The sequence below is a fragment of the Algoriphagus sp. CAU 1675 genome (assembly GCF_029222925.1).
Lineage (GTDB): Bacteria > Bacteroidota > Bacteroidia > Cytophagales > Cyclobacteriaceae > Algoriphagus.
Genome location: NZ_JARHUI010000002.1, coordinates 495,050 through 508,718, shown reverse-complemented (window position 1 = coordinate 508,718; position 13,669 = coordinate 495,050). Strand labels below are relative to the sequence as shown.

At 40.2% G+C, this 13,669-nt stretch carries 15 protein-coding genes; 6 read left to right on the top strand and 9 right to left on the bottom strand.

The window, feature by feature from the left end:
• Positions 1 to 59 precede the first annotated feature (59 nt).
• Entirely contained in the window at positions 60 to 722 is a 663-nt protein-coding gene (ung, locus tag P2G54_RS06215) for a uracil-DNA glycosylase (RefSeq protein ID WP_275869264.1), read from the top strand.
• A 36-nt stretch (positions 723 to 758) separates the two neighbouring features.
• On the opposite strand, the gene lepB is transcribed toward ung, so the two are convergent.
• The 7 genes from lepB to P2G54_RS06180 all read right to left on the bottom strand — a co-directional run bounded on the left by lepB (position 759) and on the right by P2G54_RS06180 (position 8,620).
• Entirely contained in the window at positions 759 to 1,829 is a 1,071-nt protein-coding gene (lepB, locus tag P2G54_RS06210; protein WP_275869262.1) for a signal peptidase I, read from the bottom strand.
• Positions 1,830 to 1,843: 14 nt separating this feature from the next.
• Positions 1,844 to 2,566, bottom strand: coding sequence for a 4-hydroxy-tetrahydrodipicolinate reductase (gene dapB, locus P2G54_RS06205; RefSeq protein ID WP_275869260.1), 723 nt, complete (start codon positions 2,564 to 2,566; stop codon positions 1,844 to 1,846).
• Position 2,567: 1 nt separating this feature from the next.
• Positions 2,568 to 3,077 (bottom strand): DUF5683 domain-containing protein, encoded by a 510-nt coding sequence (locus P2G54_RS06200; protein WP_275869258.1) that lies wholly within the window; start codon positions 3,075 to 3,077, stop codon positions 2,568 to 2,570.
• An 86-nt stretch (positions 3,078 to 3,163) separates the two neighbouring features.
• Positions 3,164 to 4,075, bottom strand: coding sequence for a ParB/RepB/Spo0J family partition protein (locus P2G54_RS06195; RefSeq protein ID WP_275869256.1), 912 nt, complete (start codon positions 4,073 to 4,075; stop codon positions 3,164 to 3,166).
• Positions 4,076 to 4,078: 3 nt separating this feature from the next.
• A complete protein-coding gene (locus tag P2G54_RS06190) occupies positions 4,079 to 4,861 on the bottom strand; it encodes an AAA family ATPase (protein WP_275869254.1) in 783 nt (260 codons plus the stop codon).
• A gap of 303 nt (positions 4,862 to 5,164) precedes the next feature.
• Positions 5,165 to 6,961, bottom strand: coding sequence for a membrane protein insertase YidC (gene yidC, locus P2G54_RS06185; RefSeq protein WP_275869252.1), 1,797 nt, complete (start codon positions 6,959 to 6,961; stop codon positions 5,165 to 5,167).
• Positions 6,962 to 7,006: 45 nt separating this feature from the next.
• The gene (locus tag P2G54_RS06180; RefSeq protein ID WP_275869249.1) at positions 7,007 to 8,620 is read right to left on the bottom strand and encodes a CTP synthase; all 1,614 of its coding nucleotides are present in this window, start codon (positions 8,618 to 8,620) and stop codon (positions 7,007 to 7,009) included.
• A gap of 257 nt (positions 8,621 to 8,877) precedes the next feature.
• Here P2G54_RS06180 and P2G54_RS06175 point away from each other — a divergent pair, with 257 nt between their 5' ends.
• Positions 8,878 to 9,639: a hypothetical protein gene (locus tag P2G54_RS06175; protein WP_275869247.1), complete on the top strand. Its 762-nt coding sequence runs from the start codon at positions 8,878 to 8,880 to the stop codon at positions 9,637 to 9,639.
• 125 nt (positions 9,640 to 9,764) lie between these two features.
• Positions 9,765 to 10,166, top strand: coding sequence for a hypothetical protein (locus P2G54_RS06170; protein ID WP_275869245.1), 402 nt, complete (start codon positions 9,765 to 9,767; stop codon positions 10,164 to 10,166).
• Between the two features lie 56 nt (positions 10,167 to 10,222).
• On the opposite strand, the gene P2G54_RS06165 is transcribed toward P2G54_RS06170, so the two are convergent.
• On the bottom strand, positions 10,223 to 10,615 hold the full coding sequence (locus tag P2G54_RS06165; RefSeq protein WP_275869243.1) for a hypothetical protein: 393 nt from the start codon (positions 10,613 to 10,615) through the stop codon (positions 10,223 to 10,225).
• 11 nt (positions 10,616 to 10,626) lie between these two features.
• Complete coding sequence (locus P2G54_RS06160; RefSeq protein WP_275869241.1) at positions 10,627 to 11,202, bottom strand: sigma-70 family RNA polymerase sigma factor; 576 nt, start codon at positions 11,200 to 11,202, stop codon at positions 10,627 to 10,629.
• 110 nt (positions 11,203 to 11,312) lie between these two features.
• Between P2G54_RS06160 and P2G54_RS06155 the strand changes: the two genes are divergently transcribed.
• The 3 genes from P2G54_RS06155 (at position 11,313) to P2G54_RS06145 (ending at position 13,660) form a co-directional block, all read left to right on the top strand.
• The gene (locus tag P2G54_RS06155) at positions 11,313 to 11,654 is read left to right on the top strand and encodes a DUF6249 domain-containing protein (RefSeq protein WP_275869239.1); all 342 of its coding nucleotides are present in this window, start codon (positions 11,313 to 11,315) and stop codon (positions 11,652 to 11,654) included.
• Positions 11,655 to 11,768: 114 nt separating this feature from the next.
• Positions 11,769 to 12,239: a hypothetical protein gene (locus tag P2G54_RS06150; protein ID WP_275869237.1), complete on the top strand. Its 471-nt coding sequence runs from the start codon at positions 11,769 to 11,771 to the stop codon at positions 12,237 to 12,239.
• Positions 12,236 to 13,660, top strand: a complete 1,425-nt coding sequence (locus P2G54_RS06145; protein WP_275869235.1) for an HD domain-containing protein — start codon at positions 12,236 to 12,238, stop codon at positions 13,658 to 13,660. The genes P2G54_RS06150 and P2G54_RS06145 overlap by 4 nt, the downstream gene beginning before the upstream one ends.
• Positions 13,661 to 13,669: the final 9 nt, after the last annotated feature.

Genomic DNA, 13,669 nt, shown 5'->3' with positions numbered 1-13,669 from the left:
ATGAGATTGAGAATTCAACAAATATACAATGCTGACATTGAGAACCAATATTTTCACCTATGGATGTAAAAATTGAAGAAAGCTGGAAAACTGCCTTAGCGGACTATTTTAAGAATGAATCCTTCAAAAAGCTTACCGAATTTGTAAAGGATGAATATGCCCATCAAACAATTTACCCTCCTGGAAAGGAAATTTTCAATGCCTTTAATCATTGCACCTTGGATCAAGTGAAGGTGGTCATCCTCGGACAGGATCCCTATCATGGACCGGGACAGGCTCATGGATTGGCATTTTCGGTTCGTGCAGGGGTTGCTTTTCCTCCAAGCCTCCTGAATATTTTTAAGGAGATCAAAGCAGACCTTGGGAAAGATATGCCTCCCAACGGAGATTTGACACGCTGGGCAGACCAAGGGGTGTTTCTGCTAAATGCAACTCTGACGGTGAGGGCAAATCAGGCGGGTTCTCATCAGAATAAAGGTTGGGAGGAGTTTACCGATGTGGTGATCAAAACAATCAATGATTCCCGTGAACATGTGGTTTTCTTGCTTTGGGGAGCTTTTGCCCAAAAAAAAGCAGCTCTGATTGATGAGAAGAAACACCTTATTTTAAAGGCTCCCCATCCAAGTCCCTTGTCAGCTCATAGGGGCTTCCTTGGATGCGGACATTTTTCCAAGGCCAATGAATATTTGCTTTCCCATGGAGAAAAGCCTGTAGATTGGTGATAAATGAAAAAGCCCTGGAATTCAGGGCTTTTTCATTTATTCAATTCCTTTGAAGAGTCGGCTCCAGCGGATTTTGTTAAACATGGATTCGAATTTGTCCAAGGAGAGCCATAGGAACCAAGCTTTACCTACAATATGGTCTTCCGGTACAAATCCCCAGTATCTGGAGTCCAGAGAATCATGACGGTTGTCTCCCATCATGAAGTAGTAATTTTGTTTGAAGGTGTAGGAATCTACTTTTTCACCGTTAATAAAGAGTTGTCCATCTTTTACTTCCACTTGGTCATGTCCCTCGTACTTTTCAATGGTAAAAGAATACTTTAGGACATTGTCAGGAGTCATTTCAAAGGTCTGATCCTTTCCTGGTACCAGGAGCGGGCCAAAATAGTCTCGGTTCCATCCCAAGTCTGTTTCATCATGGAAAATACCAGCTTCAGGTCCCGGTGGATAGATTCTCTTGGAAACAGAGGTGACAACGGGTGAAGATTTCAACCGTTCGATTTCCTGATTGGTTGTAAACACCATATAGGTTCCGTCAGTAAAGGCCATGTAGCTATCTGGGTTGATGCCATAGTCCTTGAAAAACTCCGAATTCAGAGGACGGTTGGTCACAACATTGTAGGAAAACTGCATTTCCTCTGGAGTCATAGCTGCCTCACCGTTTATAAATAATTCGCTTCCTTTGATTTCAATCACATCATCTGGTATTCCTACAGCACGCTTGATATAATTTGTCTTTAGGTCACTTGGGTACTGAAATTCCACGGGGTAATTGAAAACCACCACGTCATTCCTTTTTACATCTGAAAAACCTGGAAGCCTATAATAAGGGAGATGTATGGCATCGGAATAGGAATCAATATCAGTTCCCCAAATTTTTTGGTGGGTCAATGGTACCTGAAGAGGAGTTCTCGGGACACGGGTACCATAGTGCATTTTGCTTACAAAAAGGAAGTCACCGACCAATAGTGACTTTTCCATAGAAGCAGTTGGAATGGTGAATGGTTCTAAAAAAAGCCATCGGATCAAGCTTGCAGCAATAACTGCAAACACCAAGGCGTCTACCCATTCCCGAGCTGCAGATTTTTTCTTTTTAGGTTGACTCATTTGTAAAATTTATTTCAGAAAGATAGAAAATCATCCATAGAGAGCACGCCTTTCTTTCCTTTAATCCATTCTGCAACCAAAACCGCACCAAGAGCAAATCCCTGACGGCTATGTGCCGTGTGAGAAATCTCAATGTCGTCAATTTCAGAATGATAGCGAATGATGTGAGTGCCCGGTGCAGGATCTATGCGTTTGGAAGTAATAGAGATGGATTGTTCATTTTCGTGCGTTCCATCGGACAGATGCCATTTTGAATACCCCTTCAGATTATTCATTATTCCTTCGGCAAGGGTGATGGCCGTACCTGAAGGAGCATCTTTCTTGGCTGTATGGTGAATTTCTTCAATAGACACCTTGTATCCGCTGGCTTCGTTCATGAGGCGGGCCAGAAATTCATTGACTTTGAAAAAGATATTAACTCCTATACTGTAGTTGGAGGCGTAGAAAAAAGCCCCGTTTTTCTCAAGTGTCAGCTGATCTAAATCAGTCTTCCTGTCCAGCCAGCCAGTTGTTCCTGATAGAATTGGAATATTTCTTTCCAGACACCAGGAGATATTTTCTACTGCTGCTTCAGGCTGGCTAAATTCAATCGCAACATCGATTTTACCAGGGTCCAATTGTTCCAGTTCTTCCCGGTTGTCTATGTTGATTTTTCCAGCTATTTGGTGACCCCTTGATTCGGCTATCTGACCGATCAGCTGTCCCATTTTTCCATAGCCAAGTAATAAAATATTCATGTTAGAATTTAAGTTTTACTGCAAAGCCCAAACTGTGGTTTTGGGCAGAAAATGATTCATAATGTGGTTCGACCTTCAATGCTAAATCGTCCGAAATATCAAACCCGGAAAGGTGGGCGTCTACGGTTGCATCTATGATATTCAGCGCATAAATGGCCCCCATCAGTAAATAGGTCATGTCCCTGTTTCTTCTCCAATAATCCACATTTCTTACCAATGCATCTCTATTCAAATTGGGGAATTGGTTGGGTTCCCCATCATCAAAAGCAAATAATGCCTCGCGAAAGACTTTGTATCGACGATTGTTGAAGTTCATGAAATAAACATCCGTCATGATTCCCGCATACAAAATTGGCACCTTCCATGCTTTATTATTGTAAACTTGGCCTGCACCGGGAAGAATAGCTGAAAGCAGTGTGGCTTTTTTTGGGTTTTTGGGAAGAGTGGAAGTTTTTATGGGCTTTTGATCCTCTTCTGGAATTGTTACTTCCTGAGCATATAATGTGCTCATAGACAGAATGCCAAAAACCAAAAGTCCCATGATAATACACGGGGCTTTAGATTTCGAAGAGTGTGGGATAGAGGATACGATCAATTTTAGATAATTTCCAAAATTTCCAAAATTCTGTTTAAGTCCGAAGCCGAATTGAAGGGGATTTTGATTTCTCCCTTGCTTTTGTTGTCGGCTTTGAGAGCGACTTTGGTGCCGAAATGACTTGCCAGTTGCTGCTGGATCTTGTTCATTTCGTATTTTTTGACTGGGTCCAGCCCTGGTTTTTCAGGCTTTTCCGCCTTGCCTTCATTCAAAGCCTTAACGAGGGCTTCTACTTTTCGCACGCTCAACTCCTCATCAACTGCTTTTTTGAAAATGGCCAGTTGCTTGTCAATATCCTCAATATTGATCAGGGCACGTGCATGTCCCATTGAAATTTGATTGTCCCGTATAGCTGCCTGAATGGTCGGCGGAAGCTTCAACAATCTCAGGTAATTGTTGACAGTTGTCCGGTTTTTACCAACACGGTCTCCCAATTCTTCTTGTTTTAAATCGCACTCTGCCAGTAGTCTTTGGTAAGATTGAGCGATTTCCAGGGCATTGAGGTTTTCCCGCTGAATGTTTTCTATCAGTGCCATTTCCAGCATCTGCTGATCATTGGCTGTGCGGACATAGGCAGGGATTTCCTTTAGACCGGCAAGTTTTGAAGCCTGAAATCTTCTTTCTCCTGAGATAAGTTGGAATTCATTTGGTCCCAGTTTCCGAACGGTTATGGGCTGAATGATTCCCTGAACTTTGATGGATTCGGATAATTCTTCCAGGGCTTCCTTGTCAAAGTGAATCCTGGGTTGGTAGGGGTTTACCTGGATTTCTTCAAGTGGGATTTCAAATATTCCGGTTTTAATTACCTCAGGGAGGATTTCCTCAGACTTGTTTTTCGCGGGGCTATCCTCCAGAAGAGCACCGAGTCCTCTTCCTAGAGCAGATTTTTTTCTATTGGGTTTTTGGTCTGCCATAGCTTATGCGTTCTGATTTTGAATGCCATTCTTCTCTGCAATCTCACTGGCCAAATTTAGATAGGCGATTGCACCTTTTCCTTCTGCATCAAAAGCAATGGCAGGTAGACCAAAGCTTGGAGATTCACTTAAGCGAACATTTCTCGGGATGATCGTATCGAATACCATGTTTTTGAAGTGCACTCGAACTTCATCCACCACTTGGTTGGACAGTCTGAGACGTACATCATACATGGTCAGCAAAATCCCTTCTATTTCCAGGTCTGGGTTGAGTCTGGTTTGGATGATTTTGATAGTGTTCAATAATTTACCCAAGCCTTCCAATGCAAAATATTCGCATTGAACAGGAATAATTACGGAGTTGGCCGCAGTCAGGGCATTGATCGTGATCAAACCTAGGGAAGGGGAACAGTCAATGATAATGAAGTCGTAAAGGTCCTTGAGACCTGAAACCACCTCCTTCATTTTTTCTTCCCGGTTTTCCATATTGATCATTTCGACTTCAGCTCCTACCAAGTCAATATGAGAAGGAACCAGATCCAGATTTTCAATTTCGGTTTTGAGAATGATTTCTTTCACATCAATTCCGTCGACCATACATTCATAAATGCTGGTATTAATTGATTTGGGATCATGACCTAATCCGGATGTGGTGTTGGCTTGAGGGTCCGCATCGATCACCAAGGTTTTGTGCTCCAATACTGCAAGACTCGCAGCAAGGTTCATCGCAGTTGTGGTTTTTCCCACTCCGCCTTTTTGGTTGGCTATGGCAATGATTTTTCCCATGGTGTTGTTTAAATTAAGACTCAATATTAAGCAAAATCAATGCTTTTTCGTTCCTGTTTCACTCTTTTTTTAGCAATTGCCTTCTGACAAAAATTGTCGCATAACTGTAGGTAATTATTGGTAGAATTTAGTCAATGGCTTTGCTTTTAATTAGTTAGCTATTTATGTGGTCAATATTGATGGCTTTTTATAGTAACTAATTTGTGAAACGGGAAACGAGTAGTTTAAGAACGCATTTAATGCTTAGGAATGATACTTTTGTCTTCTTTTTTAACAAAAAAAAAGACCCTTTCGGGTCCCTTTTTATTTTTTTCGGTTGGTGTCAGCCGCCTTCATTGCGTCTTCTAGTCTCTGCTGGAATTTTGACTTTTTCTTGTTGACGTTTTTGGCTTTGTTGTCGTCAACCATCTTTCTGATCTTTTTGTCATCTACAAAAAGCTTAATCAGGGACTGCTGTCCAAATGTCACCATGTTCGATACGAAATAGTAGAAGCTCAATCCTGCAGGGTAGGAGTTCAGGATAAACATGAACATTACCGGCATGATGTAGCCTAGGTTTTTCATTGGACCCGTCGCGGTAGTAAGCTGATTGTTGAAGTGAGTGTAGACGATTTGTGAAACGGTCATCAGCAAGGTGAACAAACTCACATGTGATCCATAAAATGGAATCGTAAATGGCAATTTGATGAATTCATCAAACGTGGAAAGATCCGATGCCCATAGGAAGGATTCTTGTCTCAACTCGATGGCGTTCGGGAAGAAAAAGAACATCGCAAAAAGGAATGGCATCTGAAGAACCATTGGAAGACAGCCTGAAATTGGGCTTACTCCAAGCTGGGAAAACAGCTTCATCTGTTCCTGCTGCATCTTGGTCTGATCGTCTCCGTATTTCTCTTTCAGTTCATCGATTTCAGGTTTGATTACCCTCATTTTTGCCATGCCTATATAAGATTTATAGGTCAATGGGAATAAAGCTAATTTGATGATGAATACGATGAGTATAATAATCGCTCCGTAGCTGCTGAAATATTTTTCAAGGAAGGAGAAAAGATTGACGATGATGTATTTGTTGACCCAGCTTACAAAGAAGTAGCCCATGTCTACGTTTTTCTCAAAGCCTTCACTGACTTTCTTGAGTACTTTGTATTTGTCAGGGCCAAAATAATAGCGGTAAGAAACTTCTCCATCTTGCATTGGGATAGTCAGACTTGCACTCATATTTCTTACAAATGCACTATCCGCTGGAGTACTTTGTGCCAAATTTACATTTTGGAAATCAGCGTCCGCAATAATCCCCGCAGTGAAGAATCTTTGGCTGAAGCCTATCCACTTGACAGGTTCTGCTACTGCTTCTTGTTCTGCATCGTCGCTTACACCAAGGTTTTCATAGGACTCTGAAGCAGTGAAGTAATTCAGTTGGGTTTTTCTTCTGGATTCAGCAAGGTCTCTTTCGTGAGCTCTTACCTGGTCTTCCCAGTTCATCTGGATAGAATTCCCTATGAAAACTCCGGAATAATTTTCCATCCTGAAGGATTTGGCCACTTCATAGCTCCCTTCGGAAAGCTGGTATTCCTGAATTAGTTTTCCGCTTTCGGAGCCTGTCTGAAAACTGAGGGTATGAACGGTAACTCCTTCCTCATTTTCATAACTTCCAAGACTAGGTGAAAAGAATAGATCCTCCAGTTGGATTGTACCAGTGCGGCTTTCTAGCGAGAAATTGATCGATGAGCTGTTTTCATCAATCAGGGCCAGTGGTTGTTTCTTCCAGTCCAGGTATTCTTTGAGGATTACCTCCTTTATTTCAGCACCTTTGGAGGAAATTTTTACTTGGATTTTGTCGTTTTCCAGGGTGACGATTTCCTCGTTTCCCTGAGTAAGAGGGGCTAAAACCCCAAATTTTGCTATCCTTTCTGCGTCCAGAGTACTATCTGGTACGGCGACCATTTCGGCAGTTGCCTCGACTTCCTGTATTTTGGTCTCAGTCTGTGCCTGTGTTTCGGTTTCTACCTCCGGGACTTCCGGGCTACTGGCAAAAAAGATTGAGTAAGTCAAAATGACTGCCGCAAAAAGGATCAAACCTGTTGCTTGATTTCTATCCATATTTAATTGGTATCAACCCCAAGATAGTTTGGGGATTTGAATTGTTTATTTTTTGTTTGCTACAGCTGCTTGAATGAATTTGACAAATAAAGGCTGTGGACTAAGTACGGTACTTTTGTACTCCGGATGGAATTGAACGCCAACAAACCAGGGATGGTTTTTGATTTCTACGATTTCCACCAAACCGGTTTCTGGGTTTTTACCAGTAGCGATCATCCCTGCATTTTCGATTTGTTCCAGGTAATGGTTGTTGAATTCGTAACGATGACGGTGTCTTTCGTTAATTTTTGTTTTTCCGTAGGCTGCAAATGCTTTGCTGGACTTTTTGAGTTCACAAGCATAAGAGCCAAGTCGCATGGTGCCTCCCATTTGATCCACATTCTTTTGCTCTTCCATCAGGGCAATCACAGGGTTAGGCGTGTAGGGGTCCATTTCCGTGCTATTTGCTCCTTCCAGTTGAAGAACGTTTCTGCAATACTCAATAACTGCTACCTGCATTCCCAGACAAATTCCAAAGAAAGGAATTCCATGTTCTCGGGCATATTTTACAGTTTCTATTTTTCCTTCAAAGCCCCTCTCCCCGAAACCAGGAGCGACCAAAATCCCATCCAATCCTCTGAGTTTGGTTTCATAGTTTTCATGGTTGATTTCTTCAGAAGAAATCAATTTCAGGTTGACTTGGCATTCAATTGATGCACCTGCATGAGTGAAGGACTCAATGATGGATTTATAGGAATCTGGAAGGGAAACATATTTTCCGATCAGGCCGATTGTGGTTTCTTGGGTTGGGTTTTTCAGTTTTCCAAGGAATTCCTTCCATTCCTCTAGCTCCGAATTGGATTTTGAAGAGAGTTTCAATTTGGACAATACACGCTCATCCAGTTTCTCTTTTTTCATCAGCAAAGGCACATCATAAATGGTGTCTGCATCCATGGCCTCAATTACACTGTTTAACTGTACGTTACAGAAAAGTGCAAGCTTCTTTTTAACCTCTAAAGGTAGGTGGTGCTCTGTACGGCAAACCAGAATATCCGGCTGAATACCTGCTTCCAAAAGCTGTTTTACCGAATGTTGAGTTGGTTTGGTCTTCAGTTCTTTTGCCGCCTTGAGATAAGGGATCAGGGTCAGGTGGATTACCAGAAAATTATTTGGTCCTAAGTCCAGTCTCGCCTGTCTCACTGCTTCAATGAAAGGAAGGGATTCGATATCACCGACACATCCACCTATTTCGGTGATTACTACATCGTATTTTCCCTCTTCGCCAAGTTTGTAAAAATTGGACTTGATTTCATCAGTGATGTGGGGGATTACCTGTACCGTTTTGCCAAGAAATTCTCCTTTTCGCTCTTTGGTGATGACATTGTTGTAGATCCTTCCTGTAGTGATGTTGTTGCTTTGAGAAGTCGGCACATTCAGGAATCGCTCATAGTGTCCCAAGTCAAGATCCGTTTCTGCTCCATCATCAGTGACATAACATTCCCCATGTTCGTAGGGATTAAGAGTTCCCGGATCTATATTGAGATAGGGGTCGAATTTTTGGATCGTAACACTGAACCCTCTTGATTGCAGCAATTTGCCCAAAGAGGAAGCAATGATGCCTTTCCCAAGTGAAGAGGTCACGCCTCCGGTGATAAAGATGTATTTGGTGGATGAAGCCATAAGAATGGAGTGGAGAATGAATTTGAATGGATTCTTATGGGGCTCAAAATTAAGGAAATTATCTGATTCCTTTTCCGGAAATTTGTGCTTTAGTCATTTTTTTCAAATTAAAGCCTAAAAGTAAATGCTGACAATTTGTGACAAATGTGTTCGATAAATATTTTCTGTTTCTACTTTTATTCCGGGTTGAGTGACCGAAAAGGCATCTTGGTCCCAAGGAATACGAAAATCATTGAAACTCTTCAATCCCTTAAATCATGAAAACACAATGTCCAAAAATTATCTTGGTAAATAAACTCGAGGATTCGTCGAAATCCAGTTCAATCAGAATTTCAAAAAATGCGAACATTCCCTTTGCTCTTGATCCGATTCTATTGCTGGAAAAAGTTGACTGGTTAAATTTAGGATCGTCTTATGGTGCATTTCATTCTTTTTACGGAGAGCTATTTGATTCTCTGATTTTGGATCAGCGCGATTTGGTAGTTTTCTGGCCTACCAATACTCCTCCCGACCAATATTGGTTTGACATACTATCTATATGTGATTCAGCAGGGTTGAAATTAGAGACCGCTTTTTCCCAGGAACCCAAACCCTACGATTTACCAGAAAATTTATCTGTCTCTTGGAAGAGGTTTGTTGAGTTTTTATTAAAAAGTATTGGAGAAGAATTGGCTACAAGGATTAGCTCAGAAGAAATTGCGGTATTGACTAATCAACAGGAGTCAATTGTACTGCTTAGAAATAAAAATAGAGACAGTTTATCTTATTCTTTTTTAGTTAATTCAGATGTTTCTATAGGTTTCTCTTTAGTTCCAACTGAACATGATGATATACAATTACCGGAGTATTCGTCTTTTGTGGAGTTAATTGAAAACCTGAATAATGAATTGGATTTGTCTTTGTTTCAGGTGAATTTCCAAAACTCTGGTATGGAAAAAATATATTTTAATACCCTTAGAAATCAACAGTCACATTTTAATTTGATTAATCACTGGTTAAATAACTACTCGGTTAATTAATGATTTTTCTCATGTTTGTGTTAATTTTTTTAAAATAATCAATATTAAAGAGATGTATTTGTAGATATAAAATACTTTTTCTGATATATTTGAATTCATTTTATTAATGAAAATAGTGTACTAGCATGAGAGATCTAATTAAAGAGGCAATTGCAGACCTCAAAAAAAATGATGGGTTTATCTATAAAACTGCAGAAGGTAAAAAAATTGACCTAAACGAGGCGGCAGCCAGAGGAATTGCCGTTACTCCTGTAAACCCAAAGGATGATGTTATCAAAAAATTGGAAGCGGCAGGATTATTCTTAACTGATGGAAAATTCCTGAATGAATTGAATGAATTGGTAGCAATGTTAAGTGGTTCTTCTGTTGGAAAAACTTCTAAAAGAAGATCATTTTCTGATTCAGAAAAGAGTAAAATTATTGAAGAATGGAGAAAAGTAGAAGCTGCTGGAAAGAAAACCAAGGCTGCTTTTGCAAGAGAGATCGGAGTAGGTTATCAGACTTTTATAAATTGGCTGAGAGGATAATTTAGAAATTAAATGACAAAAAAAGAGGCATCTTTATGATGCCTCTTTTTGTTTTATTAAAAGTGCCATTTTTTGCTCCAAAAGAAAATATAGAGAAAGGAGAATAAACTAAAGATTGCAATAGAAATACTCATTACTTGATCTATGATTATAGCAGGAAAGCTAAATGATGGGACCTTTATAGTGAAATAGGAAATGTTCAGTTGGGGGATCTTTTCGAATAGCATGAAAGTGGAATGGTCTCCTGGTACAAAAAGTAGAACATTGATAATGATGATTCCTATGAATATCAAAATCGCCGCCCAGGCTTTTGCAGTTATAATAGGAGAGTAAGGAACCATCGATTTTTGATTCTCCAGCTTTTGAATAATCCTGAGATGAAAATCTTTACCGGGATTTTCTGTTCCAGTTTCCTTGATCCATTTATGAAAGGGGTCTCTATTTTCCATATGCCGCAAAATTATAGTAAATGGATTAATTCTTTTTTTATGTTTTTTTGAAGGATATGTAGCATGTTTTTTCTGCCTCTATGAAGCAATATTTTTACGTTAGCCTCAGTTTGGGTTGTAATCTCCGTTATTTCCTTGATGCTGTATTCCTCTAAATAGAACAAGGTTATGACGGCTGCCTCTGTTGATTTCATTTGATCTAGGGCATATTTGATCAACTTTGTTCTATCCTGGCTTTGCATCGCCTCTATACCGTTTTCAAAATCGGTATTCAGAGATTCGAACTCGGTTATATCGTCCAGTTGTATATGTGAATCTTTTTTCTTTCGTAGCCTTCCCAGCGCCTCATGATAAACGATTTTATAAAGCCAGGTTTTGAATTTTGATTTTCCCTCAAAGCTGCCTAAGCTATGAAATAGTTTGAAAAAGGCGTCCTGAGTAGCTTCTTCGGCTTCCTCTGAGTTTTTGAGTATTCGCAAGGCAAGTGTATAGGCGAACTTTTGGTGTTTTTGAACCAATTGGCCAAAAGCACCCATTTCGCCCGATAGAGTTTGCTGAATATAAAAATCGTCTTCCTGAAAATGCATTTAAATCTTAGATGCAAATTGAATTAAATAAGTTACAAAAATTTTTTTTTCCTCTTTTGTAACCTTTTTTTGAGGATAGACATCAAAGAAGAAAACTAACCTTAAATAATATGGCAGGAGAAATTTTAATTACACTTATCGTTTTTTCAAGTTTTTTCGGAATCATCTATGTATTCCTGAGTACCCGAAACAAAGAAAGACTGGCATTGATTGAAAAAGGAGCAGACGCCAAACTTTTCAATTCTGGAAAAAAATTCAGCTTTGGAGAAGTTGTGCTCAATCTGGCTTTATTGGCAATCGGGATAGGTACTGGAGTCTTGATCGGAGGGGTTTTGGAGAAAGTAGGCCTTGAAAGTAATGTGGCTTTTCCTTCTAGCATTTTTATTTTTGCAGGGATAGGATTAGCGTCAAGCTTTTTCATCAACAGAAACCTTTCCAAAAAAGAAGATTAAGCTATTTGAGTTTATTTGCAAGCCTCCCTGGTAAGGAGGCTTTTTTTTTGCTCAACGGATTAGCAGAACTGCTCTCAATATTCTGATTATTTTTGTGAAAAATATTATAGCATTTTGGAATCTGCGAATTATATCAACGAATTTAAGAAAGAAGGGATTCTCCATCTAAAGGAAGGGAATGGGAAGGTGCTCACTTTCCTGAAACCCGAAAAGTGGAACAAGGAGATGGGGCAGGATTGGATTTACCTGTTATTTGACCTGTTTCAAATACGGTCTATTTGTGAGCAGTTTTCCGAGGTCTCTTTGGATATTGTGGAGTTTGCAAGCAAGCCAACCATCTACCAAAGCAATGCAAATGCTTTGGTCAATGAAGAACTGGCCAAAGAAGGACTTATTCGGTTTTCACTGATTCGTGAACCAAATTGGAATAAATTTCTTTTCCAGATTTCCCAGCCTGTTTTGGTACGATTGGACTCGGGAGTCAGTACCCCCAACCATACCAAATTACAATTTCCTCTTTTTAGTCCTTCTGTAAAAGAACTGTATCTCGGAGCGGATGGAGACGTGAAAATTATCAAGGCATGAATTTCAAAGAGCACTTAGACCAAAACGAGATTTTTTCCAAGGTCGCAAAGGCTGCAGAGAATTTAGGTTTGGAAACCTATGTGGTGGGTGGATATGTCAGGGACCTGATTTTAGGAAGAGTCAATAAAGACCTTGACTTTACCTGCGTGGGTAGCGGAATAGCTTTAGCTGAAGAGGTAGCTAAACAATTTGAGTACCATGTTCCTCTTTCTGTTTTCAAGAATTTTGGAACTGCCATGTTGCAATTGGAAGATTCCGAACTGGAATTTGTGGGAGCAAGGAAAGAATCCTATAGGCTAGAGTCTAGAAAACCCATTGTCGAAAACGGGACCTTGGAGGAGGATTTGGAAAGAAGGGATTTCACCATCAATGCAATGGCGATTTCTTTGAATAAGGAGAATTATGGGGACTTGTTGGATCCTTATGATGGAGTTGGGGATATCAAACGAAAGCTAATAAAAACCCCAACCGACCCGGAAGTTACTTTTTCGGATGACCCGCTCCGGATGATGCGTGCTGTTCGGTTTGCCTCTCAGCTCAATTTTGACATTGATGCAGATACTTTTTTTGCATTGACCAAGAATGCCTCCAGATTAAAAATTATTTCAGCTGAGCGGATTATTGTGGAACTGAATAAGATCATCCTTTGTGATAAACCGTCCTATGGTTTTAAACTCTTGTTTGCCGGAAAATTGCTTCATGAGTTTTTTCCGGAGATGGTGGAACTTCAGGGAGTGGACTCGGTGGATGACAAGTCCCACAAAGATAATTTTTACCACACTTTGCAAGTATTGGACAATGTATGCCAGGTTAGTGATAGTCTTTGGTTGAGATGGGCTGCAATTATGCATGACATTGCTAAACCCGCTACCAAGCGATTCAACGCTAAAGCAGGCTGGACATTCCATGGGCATGAGGATAAGGGGGCTAGGATGACTCCGGGGATATTCAAGCGCTTGAAGCTTCCTATGGATGAGCGCATGAAATATGTTCAAAAGTTGGTCAGACTTCACTTAAGACCCATTGCACTTGTAAAAGACGAAGTGACAGATTCGGCACTAAGAAGGCTACTTTTTGATGCCGGAGATGATATTGAGGATTTGATGAAGCTCTGTAGAGCGGATATTACATCCAAAAACAACAAAAAAGTCAAGCGCTATCTTGAAAACTTTGACAAAGTAGAGCAAAAACTGCAGGAAGTTGAGGAAAAAGACCAGGTGAGAAATTTCCAGCCCCCCATCAGTGGGGAAGAAATTATGGAAACTTTTGATCTAAGTCCCTCAAAAATCGTCGGAGAAATCAAAGAAGAAATTAAAGAAGCTATATTGGAGGGCAAAATTCATAATAGCCCTGAAGAGGCACGAAGACTGATGTTAGAGATCGCTGAATCAAAGGGGATTTCGACCAAAACAAAATCATAAATAAAAAAG

Bases quoted from the DNA above. Each gene is read 5' to 3' on its own strand.
- P2G54_RS06190 (WP_275869254.1), bottom strand. From the start codon at position 4,861: ATGGGAAAAATCATTGCCATAGCCAACCAAAAAGGCGGAGTGGGAAAA.
- ung (WP_275869264.1), top strand. From the start codon at position 60: ATGGATGTAAAAATTGAAGAAAGCTGGAAAACTGCCTTAGCGGACTAT.
- dapB (WP_275869260.1), bottom strand. From the start codon at position 2,566: ATGAATATTTTATTACTTGGCTATGGAAAAATGGGACAGCTGATCGGT.
- lepB (WP_275869262.1), bottom strand. From the start codon at position 1,829: ATGAGTCAACCTAAAAAGAAAAAATCTGCAGCTCGGGAATGGGTAGAC.
- P2G54_RS06160 (WP_275869241.1), bottom strand. From the start codon at position 11,202: ATGCATTTTCAGGAAGACGATTTTTATATTCAGCAAACTCTATCGGGC.
- P2G54_RS06155 (WP_275869239.1), top strand. From the start codon at position 11,313: ATGGCAGGAGAAATTTTAATTACACTTATCGTTTTTTCAAGTTTTTTC.
- P2G54_RS06165 (WP_275869243.1), bottom strand. From the start codon at position 10,615: ATGGAAAATAGAGACCCCTTTCATAAATGGATCAAGGAAACTGGAACA.
- P2G54_RS06195 (WP_275869256.1), bottom strand. From the start codon at position 4,075: ATGGCAGACCAAAAACCCAATAGAAAAAAATCTGCTCTAGGAAGAGGA.
- yidC (WP_275869252.1), bottom strand. From the start codon at position 6,961: ATGGATAGAAATCAAGCAACAGGTTTGATCCTTTTTGCGGCAGTCATT.
- P2G54_RS06180 (WP_275869249.1), bottom strand. From the start codon at position 8,620: ATGGCTTCATCCACCAAATACATCTTTATCACCGGAGGCGTGACCTCT.
- P2G54_RS06175 (WP_275869247.1), top strand. From the start codon at position 8,878: ATGAAAACACAATGTCCAAAAATTATCTTGGTAAATAAACTCGAGGAT.
- P2G54_RS06145 (WP_275869235.1), top strand. From the start codon at position 12,236: ATGAATTTCAAAGAGCACTTAGACCAAAACGAGATTTTTTCCAAGGTC.
- P2G54_RS06200 (WP_275869258.1), bottom strand. From the start codon at position 3,077: ATGAGCACATTATATGCTCAGGAAGTAACAATTCCAGAAGAGGATCAA.
- P2G54_RS06170 (WP_275869245.1), top strand. From the start codon at position 9,765: ATGAGAGATCTAATTAAAGAGGCAATTGCAGACCTCAAAAAAAATGAT.